The organism is Noviherbaspirillum pedocola (genome assembly GCF_016632335.1).
In the GTDB taxonomy this organism is placed as follows: Bacteria; Pseudomonadota; Gammaproteobacteria; order Burkholderiales; family Burkholderiaceae_D; genus Noviherbaspirillum_A; species Noviherbaspirillum_A pedocola.
Window position 1 is genome coordinate 518,976 of sequence record NZ_JAEPBG010000001.1, and the last position, 18,105, is coordinate 537,080.

Annotated in this window: 3 protein-coding genes; 1 reads left to right on the forward strand and 2 read right to left on the reverse strand. The window is 65.3% G+C overall.

Annotated elements, in window-relative coordinates; all coding sequences use genetic code 11:
- Positions 1-424: 424 nt before the first annotated feature.
- Positions 425-9,745, forward strand: a complete 9,321-nt coding sequence (locus JJB74_RS33025) for a putative Ig domain-containing protein (RefSeq protein ID WP_325170072.1) — start codon at positions 425-427, stop codon at positions 9,743-9,745.
- Between the two features lie 291 nt (positions 9,746-10,036).
- On the opposite strand, the gene pbpC is transcribed toward JJB74_RS33025, so the two are convergent.
- Positions 10,037-12,253 (reverse strand): penicillin-binding protein 1C, encoded by a 2,217-nt coding sequence (pbpC, locus tag JJB74_RS02375; protein ID WP_234483519.1) that lies wholly within the window; start codon positions 12,251-12,253, stop codon positions 10,037-10,039.
- Between the two features lies 1 nt (position 12,254).
- Entirely contained in the window at positions 12,255-18,008 is a 5,754-nt protein-coding gene (locus JJB74_RS02380; RefSeq protein ID WP_234483864.1) for an alpha-2-macroglobulin family protein, read from the reverse strand.
- Positions 18,009-18,105: the final 97 nt, after the last annotated feature.

Consider the following 18,105-nt stretch of genomic DNA (forward strand, 5'->3'; position numbering starts at 1 on the left):
AACCAAGTCCGCACTGAACGAAAATGCCTTAATTCTTTTAAATAATTCGGAAATCTCTCGTGAAGGAATAAATGCAATTAAAAACGTCGCAGAAATCTCCCCATATTTTGCCAGCATGCTGAACGACGCAGCGAACAAAATTCTCTCTATTGTCGTTGGCAAAGAGGGGCAAGGGTCCTACACCGCGAAGCAGCAAAATGGAACTATAGAAATAGTAATAGACCGCTCCTTCGACCCCGGCAACCAAACCAACGGCACCACAAACATCGACAAAAACCCCATCATATTCGCCACCGTACTCGCCCACGAATTAGGACACGCGCTCCTCCCCGGCGGAAATGAAGGCACTCCCGCGAACGACCCAGCCAAGGCTGCGATCACGGGCGGCAACAATGAGGGCGTCGGACTGACCACGGAATATATCGTGGCCAAGCAGAGCGGTTTGGGCGCGCCGCAAACCGGTTACATGCATTCCGATAATGGTCAGGGCAATCAACCCGCCCCCGGAACGCTGACGGCGTTACTGGACGACGCGGCAATCCGGATGGGCATCGATATTTCCTCTTTGCGATATGGCTCTTCCGAAGCCATTTCCTTCACCGCAATAAATTCTCCAGCACAATCCATCGCCGCCAGTTTCAATCTGGACTATCAAACGCCGTCCGGAATGAGCATTTCCTACCGCGAGTACTACAGCGATTTCAACATCATTTCCAGCTGCGTTTCCGCCGGACTTGAAACGAAGGTCAATCCGAGAAAAGTGGACTGGTCCAAAGTCGAGCCAGGCGATTTGGGGTACACCAAGACCAACAACGGCAGCTGCTTTTTCACCGGCACCGTGCCACTCAAACCCGACCCGAGCGATCCGTCGAATGCATCGTATGCCCGCATTTCCGGAACATTGTCCACAGATGGGCTTTCCACGATTTCCGTGTCGCTCCTGTCCAGCATGGAATCCAACGAAAGCCTGATTCCATTGACTATGTCCTTCTTTCTCACTTCCACGACTGACTATCTTGCAGACGTTTCGACTTGGACCCCGCCCGAAACGACAGACATCGGTTCTGTCGCCACGGTGCCGCATTCGCAGTTCGAGTTTCAAATCAATGAAGCCTCGGATACGCCGGCCATTCCAGCCACGCTAAACGATGGCACCACGGCAAACGACCTCGAGTTGAGCGTGAGGCCCAGCCTGGAGGCGCTTTCCCCGAATTCCACCGATTTCGATCCCGTAAGTTCTCCACTCAGTCTGGGACTGCTTCTCTTCGGTACGGGCTGGAAGTTGACTACCGACGGGCGGCAACTCAACCAGAGCCAGTTCGTCAATGGCCAGATCAGCAACACCGCTTCGGCGGCCTTCACCCAAATCCTTTCGGACGGCTTCAGACCCGGAGATATAAACGCGGCGCCCAGTGTCATCGCCCCCGATCTGTCGAAGCTCGGCAGTGGCTTTTATGACAACGCGCCTGACCAAGCCGGCGCGTCTCTTAATGCGATGTCCAATCTGGCCCGCAATTCTTGGCCCACCGATCCTCTAGTGCTGGACCTGAATGGAGACGGCGTGCGTTTGACTGATTACGCCAGCCGACCAGTGCTGTTTGACATCGACCACGATGGCGCTTCGGAACAAACCGGTTGGGTCAGCGCCAGCGATGGCCTGGTGGTCGCCGACCGCAATGGCAATGGCATCATCGATGACAGCGGCGAACTGCTGTCCGAATATTTTGGCGGCGCTGCCGGTGTCGACGATGAATCCGGCATCAAGCCTTATACCAACGGCTTCGCCGCGCTTGCCAGCCTTGATGTCAACCATGACGGCTGGTTCGACAGTCGGGACAACGCATGGAACCTGCTGCGCGTATGGGTCGATACAAATCACGACGGCCACAGCTGGATCGATGCGAATGGCAACCGTTCTTTTGATGCCGGCGAAACCAACGAGCTGCATACCTTCGGAGAACTCGGCATCACTAGCATTGAGCTATCCAGCCAGAAGCAATCGGGTGCCATTCGCGATGGCAATGAAGTACTTGCTACCGGCGGCTTCCTGATCGATGGTCGGCGCAAGGAAGCGCTGGCGGCAAACTTCCTGTCCAATCCGCTCGGCAGCACCAGCCGCGTCGATGGCAGCGGCGTGATCGTGCAATCGGGCGATACCGCCAGCTATGTCGCCGCGTCCGACAAGGGTGAACGCATCGATGTGGCGGAGAAGAAAGTGAATAATGCCCTCGGCGCAGCGGGCAATGACACGCTGATCGGCGACGCCGGTAACAACTGGCTGGCTGGCGGCGCCGGCAGCGACAGCTTCGATGCCGGCGCTGGCGACGATGTGCTGCTCATCGATGCCGACGACCTACCCTCTCACATCCACGGCGGTACCGGCATGGACATCGTGCAAGTCGTCGGCAAGCGCGGCGTGATGCTGAACCTGGCGCAGGCCGAAGTGGAAATCGCCCAAGGGGGAGTCGGGCGCGATGTGCTGATCGGCGGCGGCCGCAGCAGCGTCTTCATGCGCGGAGGCGATGGCGACGACGTGCTGATCGGCGGCGCGGCCAACGATGCGCTGTCCGGCGAGAACGGCGACGACATGCTCGACGGCCTCACGGGCAACGATGTGCTGCGCGGCGGTCGCGGCGCTGATGTGCTGTTCGGTGGCGAAGGAGACGACCTGCTCGATGGCGGACTGGATGACGACAGGCTTGTCGGCGGCGCCGGCAACGACATCCTGAAAGGAGGCAATGGCAACGATACGATCGATGGCGGCGACGGCATCGATGTGCTGGAACTCGCGGGAAGCTACGCGGATTACCGCATCAGCCGGGAGGGCGATGGCTACCGCATCTCCGACACCGCAGCCGGACGCGATGGCAGCGACTTCGTACGCAACGTCGAAAAGCTGAACTTCAGCGATCTTGGCCTGGTCGACATGCCCGACAACAGCGATAAGGCGAAATACCCGCTATCGGTCAAGGACGTGCTCGACGCGGATGCAAGCGGAAAGGCTTTCGATCACAAACAGCCGCATCTGATTGCAGCGTCGCAGTTACTGGGAAATGACTTCGATCGCGGCCTCGGCGCCATCCGCATCGACCAAATCTACGACGCGATTGGCGGCACTGCTACGCTGACCGATGCTGGCGATGTGCTGTTCACGCCCGATGATGCCTATACGGGACTGATGGGATTCAAATACGGCATCGTCAATGTTGCAACCGGCCTCGGCACAGAAATCATTGATACAAGCAGCGGTAATCGGGCGCCGATGCGCTCTGCGGTGTATCTGCGCACGCCTGAGCTGCCGCGCGATCCGCTGTTGCCGGACCAATGGTATCTGTCCGAAGCCAATATCCTGCCAGTCTGGCGCGACTACACCGGCCGCGGCATACGCATCGCGGAATTCGAAGCAAATGGTCCGTTTTCAGTGACGAAGGAAATCTTCGATTACCGTCACCCTGACTTGCGCGCCAATGTCGATGCCGCCTGGCTAGCCAATCCGAATCCCGGGGAGCGTGCCGGCGAAGGCAGCGAAGATCGCTTCAGCAACCATGCGACGCTGGTAGCTGGCGTGATGGTGGCGGCCAGCAATGGAGAAGGCGGCGTCGGCGTGGCATTTGACGCCAGCATCGCCGGCTACTGGTTAAGTGCCGAGGACTATTCCGCAATCGGTCACATGCAGGAGTACGAGGTGGCCAACAGCAGTTGGGCCGCCATCGGAAACTTTACCTTGCGCTACTCGCCCGCGGCTCTGGGCCGGATATACGCGCCATTCGAGGACGCGATCCGCTATGGCCGCGACGGCTTGGGCACGGTGATCGTCAATCCCGGCGGCAACGCGCGCCAATCCGGCGGCAATACCAATTATTCGAATGCGTCGAACAACCGCAGCGCCATCGTGGTCGGCGCAGTCAATGCCGCCACCGATCTCGGTGCGCTGCGGTTCGGTGGCAAACCCTTCTCCAATCCAGGCGCCAGCATTCTGGTAGCGGCGCCGGGTTCGAACGTCACTTCCACAGCGCGGATGGTGCGAAATGCCAGCGGCAGCAGCTTCGGCGCGGATGCGCAAAGCGTGCAGGGCACCAGCTTTGCCACGCCCATCGTTTCTGGCATCGTGGCGCTGATGCTGGAAGCCAACCCAAATCTCGGGTATCGCGATGTGCAGGAAATCCTGGCCTTGTCCGCCACCCGCGTCGACGATCCGGCCACTTCGTGGGCCGAGAATGGCGCGCGCACCTGGAATGGCGGCGGCATGCTGGTGTCGCATGACTACGGTTATGGCGAAGTCGATGCGCGCGCCGCCGTGCGCCTGGCCGAAACCTGGATCACGCAACAGACCGCAGCCAACGAACACACGCTTGCCGTCGCGCCGCAGACGGGCAGCATCGAATTGACGATACCTGATGGCGACAGCAATGGCGTCTTCAGCACGCTGCATGTAGCCGATGCCGCGATCCGCATCGAGCATGTTGAAGTGCTGCTCGACATCAGCCATGCCAATGCCGGCGATCTGATCGTCAAGCTGCGTTCTCCGTCCGGCACCGAATCGGTATTGATTGACCGCCCCGGCAAGGCGCCAGGTGACGCAGCCGACCGCGGCGATGTCGGCTTCAACGGTTCCGACACGCTGCGCTTCGTACTGAATACGGCGCTGTTGCGCGGCGAATCGTCCAATGGCGATTGGACGCTGCAGGTGATCGACGCCGCTTCCGGCGGGAGTGGCGTGCTGCATGGATGGAGCATGAATGTGTACGGCGCCGGCGCGGAGGCGCCGCTGCAATATGTCTATACCAACGCGTATGCGCAGCTGTCGCCGCAGGCGGGAAGGAACAGTCTCAGCATCGCCCCCGGCTCGACGGCGACGATCAACGCGGCGGCCATCAGCAGCGGAAGCCGAATTGATCTTTCCATCGCCCAGGCCACGCTGGCGGGCAATGCGCTGCAGATTCTCAATCCCGAGGCGGTGGTCAATGCGATCGGTGGCGAAGGCGATGACATCCTTACTGGCAATAGCGGGAACAATTTGCTGATCGGTGGTCGCGGCAGCGATGTGCTCAACGGCGGCGATGGCGACGACACGCTCGATGCCGGGATTGGCAACGACACGCTAACGGGTGGCGCAGGTGCGGATTTATTCATCATTGGGAAACATCCGGGCGATAGCGATGTGATTAATGATGCGAGCGCCGCGGATGTCGTTGCGCTGGTCGGCTTGGATGACAGCGCGCTGGCCGGCATTACGCGTATTCAGGTCGGAACGGACGTGCGCATCGACCTCGGCCACGGACAGACCGTGTGGCTGCGCAATCGCTCGCTGCAGGACCTGGAGCCGGGCCTGTTGCGCGGCTTCGCCGACATGCAGGCGCTGCGCCTTTGGCAGAGCGCCTGCATGTCGGCAGCGACGATGGCTTCGCTGGCGGACGGCGAAAGCGCGCTGCCCTCCGCTGCCGGTGCTGCGCTTCCGGCGATTGCAATCATCCGTAAGCCTTCGGCAGCGATTCCGATACTTACCGGCACCAATACTGCCGACACGCTCATCGGCGACGCCGGCGGCAACCTGATCGATGGCGGTCCCGGCGCGGACCGGATGGAAGGCCGCAGTGGCGACGACACTTATGTGGTCGACGCTGCGCGCGATGCCATCGTCGAAGTCGCCGGTGGCGGCTACGACCTGGCGCAGGCCAGTGTCTCTTATGCCTTGCCCGACGAAGTCGAGGAGCTGCAACTTACCGGCGCGGCCGCCATCGATGGCACGGGCAATGCGTTGGACAACCGCATTCGCGGCAATGACGCGGCCAATGTGCTCGATGGCGGCGCCGGCGCGGATACCCTCGTGGGTGGCGACGGCGACGATATCTATGTCGTCGACGACAGCGGCGACCGCATCGTGGAAGCGGCGAATGAAGGCGTCGACCTGGTGCGCTCATCCATCTCCTTCGCGCTCGGCGCCCATCTCGAGAACCTGCAGCTCACCGGCAAGGCAAACATCGCTGGCTACGGCAATGCGCAGGACAACCGGATTACCGGCAACGACGGCGACAACCTGCTCATCGGCGCCGAAGGCGACGACACGCTCGACGGCGCTGGCGGCAACGATGTGCTGATCGGCGGCGCCGGCAACGACCGCTACCTGTTCGGCGTCGGCGCGGGAGACGATCGCATCGTCGAGGAAGCCGGCCCGGCTGGCGGCATCGATACGCTGGTGCTCGGCGCGGGCATCGGCGTCGATGACGTGGTGCTGGAGCGCGCCGCGCAAGGCTGGCAATTGCGGCTTGCCAGCGGTGAGCGCATCGCCCTGCCCGGCACCGCCGAACAGGCGGCCATCGAAACAATTGCGTTTGACGACGGTACGGTGTGGAAGGCCGAGGACTTCGCGCAGCGGCTTGACCGCATCCCCGCCGGCTTCGCGCAGCTGCGCGACGTCATTGCCACTGAAGACCAGGCCTTGCGCCTGGCGCTGTCGGCTACCGCATTTACTGACGCCTCGGGCAAGGCGTTGCCGCTGGTGGCAACGCTGGCCGATGGCTCGCCGCTGCCGGCATGGCTGCGCTTCGATGCAAACAGCCGCAGCTTCGCCGGCCAGCCGGACAACGACGCGGTCGGCGACTTCGACATCCTGGTGCAGACCAGCGCGGACATTGCGCAAAGCCAGTCAGGCCGCTTTCGCCTCAGCGTCGTCAACGTCAACTATGCGCCGCGGCTGACGCGGCCGCTGTCGGCGCAACAGGGGCTCGAGGACACGGCATGCGGATTCAGCCTGCCCGACGATGCCTACACCGATGTCGATGCCGGCGACACCTTGCATTACAGCGCGCGCCTGGCTGACGGGGCGGCGCTTCCGGAATGGCTGCGCTTCGATGCCGACAACCGCAGTTTCAGCGGCCTGCCGGGCGCGGCGGCAGTGGGCACGCTATCGATTGTCGTCAGCGCAACCGATGCTGCGGGCGCGCGCGCGGACGGCGCTTTCGATCTGACGATCGAGCATGTCAACCATGCGCCGAGGCTGGTGCAGACGATCGGCAAGCAGATGGCGGTACAGGGCAAGCCCTTCTACTTCGCTCTGCCGCAGCGCGGCTTCATCGATGTCGATGCCGGCGATACGCTGACCTACACCGTTGCCATGGCCGATGGCAAGCCGCTGCCCGAATGGCTGTCTTTCGATGCGGCTTCTGCATCGTTGCGCGGCACGCCAGCGGCGAGCGGCCGCGTCGATGTCGCGGTGGCCGTGGATGACCATGCGGGCGGCAACGCCAGCACGACGATACGCATACAGGTTGCGCCGCCCACGCCGACCGGACTACCCGACACCGGCGCGCCCGGCTTCGACGGCGTCGCCACCGACGATGCGCTTCACGGCGGCGACGAAGCCGACATTCTGCGCGGCAAGGCAGGCAACGACACGCTGTGGGGCTATGAAGGCGACGACCGCCTGTACGGCGGCGCCGGGAATGATGTCCTCAGGGGTGGCGACGGCAATGACAGCCTCGATGGCGGCCCCGGAAACGACAAGCTGGAAGGTGGCGCCGGCAGCGACAGCTATTTCCTGTACCGCGGCATGGGCGCGGATCGCATCGATGACTCGGGCTTTCTGGATGACGCAACCGATGTCGTATACATCGGCGATGGCATCGGCATCGATGGGCTCTGGTTGCGCAAGACGGGTTTCGATGAACTCGAGATCAGCGTCATCGGCACGGACGACCGTCTCACCATCGAGGGCTGGGATTCCCGTTTCGAGGGCTGGTCGGTTCTCTACCCGAACCGCATCGAGCAATTCCGGCTTGCGGATGGAACGCTGCTGCTGCCGGACCAGATCGAGCGCATGGCAAGCGCAATGGCGGCTTATGCGCCCCCGCAGCAGCTTGAGGACATGTCGCGCGACGATCATGCGTGGCTGTGCGCGACGATATTGGCGATCGCCGCAGAAGACCATGCGCCGGTGCCAAGCGCGGAGACCGGCGACCTCGAAGCCTGGCAAGGCCTGCCGTTCGCGCTGTCCATGCCTGTGGGCATGTTCAGCGATGTGGACGCCGGGGACGCGCTGCGCTTTTCCATGACGCTCGCCGACGGGGCTGCGCTGCCTGCCTGGATGCGCTTCGATCCGCAAAGCGGCGTGCTCAGCGGCACGCCCGAGCAATCGGGCGCGCTGGCGCTGCGGCTTGTCGCCACGGATGATGAACAAGGCAGCAGCGCCGCGACCATGACTCTCCATATTGCCGGCCCGACTTACGGCACATCCGGCAGCGCAGACAGCGATTTTCTCGTCGGCACGCAAGCCAGCGAAGCGCTATTCGGCAAGAGCGGCAACGACATGCTGTTCGGTCTCGGGGATGCGGACTTGCTCGTCGGCGGCGATGGCAACGATGTGCTGTTCGGCGGCGACGGCGACGACTATCTGCAGGGCGACGATGGCAATGACACGCTCGATGGCGGTCCGGGCAATGACATGCTCAGCGGCGGCAGGGGCACGGATACCTATGTGCTGGAGCGCGGCATGGATGCCGATACGATTGACGACTTTGGCCGTTCCAGCGGCAACAGCGATGTGATCAAGCTTGATGCCGGCCTCACCGCCGATCAGCTCTGGTTCCAGCGCAGTGGCGCGCAAGGCTTGCAAATCGGGATCGCGGGTAGCGGCGACAGCATGACCATCATCGACTGGTATGCGCCGGCCGATGGCATTTCGACGGCGCTGGATGCCTCGGCCGAGCGCTTGCGCTTCAGCGATGACGCGTTCCTGACGGCCAACCAGGTTAACCGCCTGGTCGACGCCATGGCGCGATTCGCGCCGCCGTCGACATCGGACTGGGCCGCCGATGCATCGTATGCCGCCATCCGCGCCGACGCCGCCGCCATCGCCGCCGAGAATCATCAGCCCCATGTGATGACGGCAATTGCCGATCAACGCGCCTATCGCGGCAAGGCTTTCGAATTCACCGTACCCGCCGCCGCCTTCCAGGATCCGGACCGCGCAGACACGCTGTCCTTCTCCGCCACGAGCGCCGACGGTAAGCCCCTGCCCTCCTGGCTGAGTTTCGATCCGGTGCGGCGAAGCTTGCACGGCACGCCGCCGAATCTAACGCCGGTGGATGTGCGCATCACCGCCAGCGATAGCCGCGGCGGCAGCGCGGCCAGCAATTTCAAATTGTCGATAGCGATGGCGCCGCTGATCGTCAACGGCACCAGCGGCATGGATGTGCTCGTCGGTCAGAGCGGCGACGATGTGCTGTATGGCGGCGAGGGCAACGACTCACTGTACGGCGGCCCGGGGAAGGACACGCTTTACGGGGACGGCGGCAACGATGTGCTGGATGGCGGCCCCGGTAATGACCGCCTGCATGGCGATGCGGGCAACGACACTTACCTGATGTATCGCGGCATGGGACAGGACGCCATCATTGAATACGATGCCACCCCGGGAAATGCCGATACGCTGCAAATGACCTCGCGCATCAGCCCGGAACAGCTCTGGTTTCGCAAAACGGACTGGGGAGACCTGACCGTCAGCATCATCGGCACCGCAGACAGCATGACGATCGAGAATTGGGGCCGCGGTGAAGATGCCGGTTCACAAAACCCAACCCATATCGAACGATTTCGCCTTGCCGATGGCAGGATGCTGCTCGACGCCCAGGTGAACCAGCTCGTGGATGCGATGGCGGCGTTCGCGCCGCCGGCCATGGGTCAGACGACGCTGCCTGATGATTACCGAACCGCATTGATGCCGGTGCTTGCGGCGAACTGGAAGTGAACGTGATGGCAGGAGCGGCGCCGATGACGCCGTAAATAGCGATGGATGCGCGATCCCGAAGTCGGGCATGCGGGTAGGGATGGCTTTACCAGCCTTCGGTTTCACGACACCAGCGCGAACGGACTTCAATCCCGCAGGCGCTGCAAGTCGCACTTCACAAGGATCTTGAAAGGGCTGGATGTGCTTGCCTGCATAGCCCTGCGTCGAGTCAGCCGCAATCACGACCCGCAATGGCATGCCAACATCGCGACCGTGCACAGCGCCAGGAAGCAGCCGCCATGCCAGCGACCGCTACCTCCCCTTCGCCACCTTGCCCACCGCGCCGCGCACTTCAAAGCGCAAGGCATCCAGCTCCCTGCCCGCCTCGTCCACCAGTGCCAGCGCATGCCGCCCCGGCCAGGGCAGCCAGCCATCGTGCTGCGCTGCCGCTGGCAAGGGCTTGCCGTCGAGCAGCCAGCGCGGCCGCGCCACGCCGGTGGCCTGAAAGTGCAGGCGCTGCCGCGCCGGTGGAATGTCCGGGTCGAGCGCCACCAGCATGCCCCGCGCCGGATAGCGGATCGCCGGGCGGATCGCCTCCGGCTGCGCGGCAAGGATGAGGTCGCGCTCGGTCCCGTCGAGGAAATATTCGGTGCGCGCGGCTTCGATGCCGCCATCGAAGCGGATGCGCTGCGCCCTGACGCCGGCGGGCATGGCGGGCGGCGCGGCCGGCGCGCCGGCATGCAGCAGCTGCATGATCTCCTGCCAGACCGGCGCCGCGCCGGTCACGCCGGAGACATTCCACATCGGCGCGCCGGACGCATTGCCGACCCAGACGCCGACCGTGTAGCGCGCGGAATAACCGATGCACCAGTTGTCGCGCATGTCCTTCGACGTGCCGGTCTTCACCGCGCTCCAGGTGCGCAGCGCCAGCGGACTGTCCAGGCCGAACGTGCGGGCGCGTGCTTGCCGGTCGGACAGTATGTCACTGACGATCCAGGCCGCGGCCGCATCCATTACCTGCGTCGATGCCGGCGCCGCCTGATCGAGCCGGGTGCGCGTTGCTGCAAGGCGCCCGCCATTGGCCAGCGTGCGGAAGGCATTGGTCAGCGCCAGGAGCGTCACATCGGCGCTGCCCAGGGCCAGGCTGTAGCCGTAATAGTCGCCGGATTCTGGCAGCGCAAAGCCCAGCGTCTGCAGGCGCTCGAACATCGCTTCGGGCGTGACCGTCACCAGCGTGCGCACCGCCGGGATGTTCAGCGACGAGGCCAGCGCGGTGCGCAGGCTCACGAGTCCCTTGTAGCCGCCGTCGTAATTGCGCGGCATGTACAACCCGCCGGCGGTGGCCAGGTTCACCGGGCTGTCGTCCAGCAGCGATGCCGCGGTCAGCCAGCGCCGCTCCAGCGCCAGGCCGTACATGAAGGGCTTCAAGGTCGAGCCGGCCTGGCGCCGCGCCAGCACGCCATCGACCTCGGGCGCATCCGACAAGCCGCTCGAGGAGCCGACCCAGGCCAGCACATCGCCGCTGGCATTGTCCAGCACCAGCACCGCGCCATCTTCGATGTTGCGCCCCGTCAGCGCGGCGAGCTGGCGCGTGAGCGCGTCGCGGGCCTGGCGCTGCAGGCTTGCATCCAGCGTGCTGACAACGCGCTCGCCGGGCCGCTTCAGCAGGCGGCGCGCCAGATGCGGCGCGAGCTGCGGCGCTACGGACGATGCGATGGCCGCGGCTTCCGGCCGGCGAGCCGAACGGTCGGTCAACCGCGCCAGCCGCAATTGCGTCACGCCCTCCAGTCCGAGGCATGCGTCCGGCGCGCCCTGCTCGCGCAGGATGCCGCAGGCACGGCGCGCGACCTCGCCGGCGCCGGCATTCGGCGCGCGCACCAGCGCTGCGGCCAGCGCGGATTCCACCTTATCCAGGCCATCCGGATGCTTGCCGAACATCACCCGCGCCAGCGCATGTACGCCGACCAGTTCACCGCGAAAGCTCACCAGGTTCAGATAGGCTTCGAGGATCTCGTCCTTGCGCCATTCGCGCTCGAGTTCGCGCGCGGCCAGCGCCTGCGACAGCTTCTGCTTCAGGCTGCGCGCGCCCTTGCCGCGCTTCAGGTCTTCCTGCAGCAGGCCGGCGAGCTGCATCGTGATCGTCGACGCGCCGCGGGTGCGGCTATGCCACAGGTTGCCCCAGGCCGCCGCGGCGGCCGCGTTCCAGTCGACGCCGGAATGTTCATAGAAGCGCCGGTCCTCGGAAGCGACCAGCGCATTGCGCAGCGCCGGCGAAACATCCTGCAGCCGCACCCAGGGCAGGCGGCGCACCGTGGCATCGACGCGCAGCGCATGCAGCGGCGCGCCATGGCGGTCCAGCAGCAAGGCGTCGGAAGAGCGGTAGGACGCGCGGGCCTCGGCATACGAAGGCAGCTCGCGCGCCGTGCTGGCTGCGCAGCACAGCGCCAGCGCAAGCGCTGTGACGAAGCGGCGACCGGGCGGCGAGGCCCGACGCGATATGGCCATGTCGATGCGCTTGCCGGTGCCCATGCTATTGCACCTCCAGCACCGCGTTCGGCATCATCGCCTGCCGCTCGGGCGCATACATCGCCTCGACGCGGGTCGGCGGCAGATGGAACTTGCCGGGATTGTTCAGCCGCAGCGTGTAGCTGATGCTGAACTTGCCCGCCGGCGCCCACTGGTAATAGGCGCGGAAAGCGTCGAAGCTGCGCTCCTCGAACGCGAGCCAGGCAGCGCCCTTCTGCTGATTGCCCTGCGCGGCGATCGCGCTGTCGCGTCCCAGGCTGGAGCCGAGCACCGTAGCGCCGGCCGGCACCGGGTCGGACACGACAACCCAGCTCATGTCAGCCTGCGCATCGACTTCAAGCGTCACACGCAGAATGTCGCCGCGGCTCCAGTGCCCGCTCTCCTTCTGCTCGACCGCCTCGATGCGACGGCGGATTGCATAGCCGGCTTCGAACGGCGCCTTCAACGGCACCGCGGCCAGGCTCTGCATCGTGACCCAAGGCCGGCCCGGGCCGTCATGCTTGAGCGTCAGGCCATCGTCCGCGCGCGGCGCGACCACCTTCCATGGCAAGTCGATTCGACCCGCGCCGCCCCAGGCGTGGCTGGCGCTCGTCGCCGCGCCGCCCTGACGCAGCGTGGCGCGCGTTGTGCCGCCGACCTTGTCGGCTTCATAGCGCGCAGCGAACTTCTTCAGCGCCAGCAGTCCCCAGGCGTTCGCGGTGGTGGTGGACCAGTGACCGCGGCTTTGCCTGCCAAGCGCGCCGGTGACCAGGCGCGGCGCATCCGCGACGAGCGTCGCATCGTCCAGCGCCAGCAGCACGGTGCGCCCGGCATTCAGGTCGGGGCCGACCATGCGCCACCAAAAATCCTCATCGGCTTCCTTGCGGAACTTCAGTGTCGTGCCGCTGAAATCCAGCCGCGACGCCAGTTCCTGCCGGGCGGTTTCCAGCAATTGCGCGCGGCCGGCAATGCCATTCGTGCGCTGCAAAATCGACAGCCAGTCGAGCAACGCTGCGGTGGACAGGCGTGCCGGCGCAATCTCGATCGCATCCAGCGCGCGCACCGGCATGCGGCCATAGCGCGACAGCGCTTCCAGCGCCTGCAGGCGGCGCTCATCGCGATCATTTCGGCCGAGCCACTCGTAGCGGCGTTCGATGCGTCCTTCGACGAAAGCCTGCAGTCCGGCGAGCATGCGCTCGCGGCTGGCGTCCGGCACGCTCCAGCCGGCTTCATGCGTGATCGCCAGCACATAGGCGGTCAGGATTTCGCTGCCTTCGATGCCGGAGGCCGAGGACGGGAAGTAGCGCGCCAGGCCGTTGTCGTCGAGATAGATAGGCAGCTCGGCGACGATGCGCTGCCACATCGTTTCATCCTGCAGGCCAATGGCGCGCGAAGTCTTTTGTTCCAGGCAGGAATACGGATACGTCTCGAAATAGCGTCGCAGGCCATCGGCCGCGCCGGTGATGGACGGCGACAGCGACAGCGCCACGCCGCCGCGCCCCGGCAGACTGCCGGCGGGCGGACCCAGTTTCCATTCGGCCGCGCCGTCAAGCTGGATGAGCGTGGCCTGCTGCACCGTGACCGGCACCGCGGGCAGCACCTTCTGCGACAGCTTCAGCGCATCGCGCGCGCCCACGTTCCCGCCGCTGCCCACCTCCTGCGCGCGCAGTTCCCAGGCGACTTCCTTCACATCCTGCGGCGCGACGACATCCCAGCTCAGCTGCTGCGATTCGCCCGCCTCCAGGCGCACGCGCCGCGGCTGCGCATCGAGCGCGCGGCCGGCCATGCGCGCTTCGACATCGACGGCCATCGCGCGGGCTGCGCCATTGCGCAGCGTGACCATCGCGCCGTAGCGATCGCCCTCGCGCACCAGCGGCGGCAGGCCGGCGATCAGCTGCACGTCCTGGCTGCTGCGTATGCTGGCCGAGCCGGTGCCGAAGCGTCCTTCGCCGGCGGTGGCCACGGCGACGATGCGAAAGCTCGTCAGCGCATCGTTGAGCGGCACCGTGACATGGGCGCGGCCCTGCCCGTCAAGCCGGATTGCCGGCTGCCACAGCAGCAGCGTGTCGACCAGTTCGCGCGTAACCGCCTTGCCGCCGCCGCCGGCAGGCAGCGCCTTGCGGCCGAAATGGCGCTTGCCTATCACCTGCATCTGCGCGGTTGCGGTTTCCACGCCATAGCTGCGCCGCTGCACCATGGCGCCGATCAAGTCCCAGCTGTCATTGGCCTGCAGTTCCAGCAGCGCCTCATCCACCGCGGCCAGCGCGATTTCGGCGCCGGCCGCCGGCTTGCCATCCGGCAGACTGACGCGGATGGCGACCTCGGCTCTGCCACGCACCGGATACACCGCCTGCGCCGGGTCGACCTTCACATCGAGCCGGAAAGCTTCGGCGCCGACGCCGATTTCGGCGATGCCGTAACGGAAGGCCGGCTTGCCCAGATCGACGGTGGTGCCCGGCGCGGTGTAGGCGCGGTAATCCGTCCACCAGTTGCGCGGTTCGCGCCAGCCCCAGGTGAAGAAGGAATACCAGGGCACTTCGCGCAATCGCGGCCGCACGGCCAGCACCGAGACATAGACGTTGGCCCCCCATTCCGCGCGCACCGGCAGCTTGATGACCGGATTGCTGCCCGAGAGCTGCACCACGCGCGTCTCGATCACGCCTTCGCGCTCGATGGCCACCAGTGCGGTCGCCTGGCGAAAGGGCATGCGCACCTGGAAGCTGGCGGTCTCGCCGGGCTTGTACCGGCGCTTCTCGGGCAGGATGTCGATGCGGTCGCCATTGTCGCCGCCGAACCATTCGGCATTGCCCAGCCACGCGGTGGCGAAGGCCGTGGCGCTGCGCTTGGCTTCATCCCTGGCGCTGGCCTCGAACTCCACTTCGCCATCGACCCCGATGTCGACGTCACAGCGCAGCATGCCGTGCGCATCGGAATTCCCTTGGCACAGCAGGCCCAGATCGCGTTCGCTGCGGGTGTTCTCATACGCATAGAAGCCGCCGACCATGCGCTTGCGATGCGTATCGATGCGCCTGGCGCGCGCGCGCACTTCGAGCGGCACGCCGGCCAGCGGCCGTCCGTCGAGGTCCAGCGTCAGCGCGGTGATGGCGGAGCGCTTGCCCGAGCGCATCCACGATTCGGTCTTGATGCCGGCAATCACCGCCGCCGGCCATAGCGGCACCGTTTGCGACACGGTGCCGATCTCGCCGTTCGGATCGGCGAAGGTCATCTCGGTCAGCAGTTCGGCGGCGGCGGAAACCGGCGGCAGATCCGGCAGCGTGATGCTGGCAATGCCATTGCGATCGAGCTTTGCGGCCAGCTTGTCGGCGACGATCTTCTGATCGTCTTCGCGCTGCCCGCCCTCGCCGCGCTCCCTGGTCGCGAAGCTGAATTCCTCATAGCCGGCAAAGCGCAGCGCGCGCGGCCGCAGCAAGGCGCTAACCTGCACCGGCAAGCCGGAAGCGCCGCCGCCGTTCAGGTAATTCAGCTGCAGCGTGAGCGGCAGCGACTTCGGCGCAACCTGGTCCGTCTTCGGCGGCGCGATCCGGCCCTGCAATACCGGCAGCCGGAATTCCTCGACGCGGAAGCTGCCGCTCATGCGCGAGCGCGCCCCGTCATCGCCATCGAAGGACGGCGCGGTTTGCGCTTCGCCGGCGGCGTCGACCTTGCCCTGGTCGAGGATGACTTCATATCTGCCGAGCCTGGCCTCTTGCGGAATGCGGAACATCGTCTCCGCCGCGGCGCGGTCGCGCCAGGTCAGCGGGAAGCGATATTCCTGGCCGCTGCCCTGGTGCACGATGCGCACCCGCGTCGGCAGCTGCTCCCGTCGCGGCAGCGCGAAGCCGGCGCCGGTTTCGGTGCGCAGGATGTGCTTCATCGATACCGTCTGCCCGGCGCGCAGCAGCGTGCGGTCGAACACGGTATGCGCGCGCAGCGTGGACGGTTGCGACATGTCGGTCGGCACATTGAAGCGGAAGGATTCGATGCCGTCATTCCAGCTCGACAGCGCGAACGCCATGTCCGGCCTACCCTTTGCATCGATGGCGCGGGCGCTGACGAACAGGCCCTGCACCAGGCGCTGGTCGTAATTCCTGTCGCCGCAGTTCGGATCCAGCGCCACCGGCACATGGGCCACGCCGTCCGCGCCGGTTGCGCCACGCCACAACGGCTTGCCGAAGCAATCGGCAATGCGCACGTCGGCATTGGCGACCGGCTTGCCGCCATCCAGCGTCGTCACCCAGACCGCGCCATTCTCCCGGCCGATCTTCAGGTGCACCGCGAGATTGGTCACCAGCACGCTCGTGCGCACATACATCGGCGCGATCTTGCCCAGCAGCGCCGCGCCCAGCCGCTGCGACTCCAGCTCGACCACATAGAAGCCGGGCGAGCGGAACGGAATGCCGATCACTTCGAACGGCCGCTGGCCGTTCTCGTCCGGATGCGGCGACGGCAGATTCATGCGCTGCGCGCCGGGCTGTTTCGCCAGCAGCGACAGGCTGCGGGTTTCCACGGTCTTGCCATCGATATCGATCGCGCTTTCGTGATAGCGCTGCAAGCGCGACAGCCACTCGATGACCGCAGCATCGCCATCGACCGCGAGCGTGGACGCCATCGGCGCGACGCGGCCATCTCCTGTTCGTACAAGCAGATCCGGCTCGACATTGCGCAGCGTGACAGGCAACGCCGGTTCGTCATTCAGCTCAAGAATGCCGAAGGGCGCTGCGGCGAACTTGGCCAGCGGCGGCATCGCCGCGGTGCGGGGATGCAGCGGAAACTGCGCGGCATTGGCCGGCGCGCGGCCGGCGTCATCCTTCAGTTCGCGCGGCAGGTCGATGGTCAGCGTCGCGTTTTCCGGGAATGGCGGCTTGAATTCCAGGCCGGTGACCGTATCGCCGGCGCCATCGGTATCGTCGGGCTTGCGCGCGCCCATGACTGAATTCAGGCGGATGCGCTCGGCCAGCTCGCGCGAGATCGGCGCGGAGAATTCGAGCCGGATCGGCCGCAGCGGCACGCAACCGGCATGCGCGCTTTCGCGTTCGCAGGAGAAGTTGACGGTGAAGGCTTTGCGTACCTTGTAATCGAAGCGCTGCGGCTGGCGCGTCGCCATGCCGTTCGGGGTGGCGATGCCGCGATCCCAGACCAGGCGCAGCGCTGCATCATTAGGCAGGCGCTGCGCGCACTGCAGGGCCAGCAGATGCGCGGCCGGTGTGTTCGGCTCGAGCTGCCTGACCAGGTCCTCGCGCGGCTTGCCCTTGACCAGCCGCGCCGGAACACGTTCATTGACGCCTTGGGCTTCGCACCAGGCATGTCCGGCGATGCTGTTCTCGGCAACCGGACCGGTCAGGCGCAGCAGGAAGATCTGCTCTTCATCGATCTGATGCCAGGCAACCCCGGCAGCGGGATGGATATGCGCCACCGCGGGGCCGCCGGTGTCGAAACGGAACATCGTCTTGCCGGTTAGCGCCGCGCCGGACAGCAGCCGGAAATCCGCCTTCAGCCGGAAGCTGCAGGTGACGCCGGCCGGCAGCTCGCGCTTGAAGTCATAGACCCAGTTGCGATCGTCGGCCCAGCGCCCGCTACCGGGTTCGGCGCAATCGATATCGAAAGGCATGGGTAGCCGGGGATCACCGAAGCGCACCGCAGCCTCCGGAAAGCTGGCGCGCACCTGGCGCGCGTTCGGCGCCTCGCCCTGCGGCGAAAACAGAATGCCGCCGACCGCGGCAGCAGCGGCCAGCGGCAGGCAGCACAGCGCGGCGGCAAGCCATTGTTTCAAGCTCGACATCATTTCCTCCGTTTTGAAGCCGACTTGGTAACGCCGCGCGTCGCAGGATTGCCAGTTCACAAAAAAATTCTGCTGCGCGTGGCCCATGCGCCCGGAC

Excerpts from the sequence above, each read along its gene's own strand:
- JJB74_RS02380 (WP_234483864.1), bottom strand. The coding sequence starts at position 18,008 with ATGTCGAGCTTGAAACAATGGCTTGCCGCCGCGCTGTGCTGCCTGCCG.
- pbpC (WP_234483519.1), bottom strand. The coding sequence starts at position 12,253 with ATGGGCACCGGCAAGCGCATCGACATGGCCATATCGCGTCGGGCCTCG.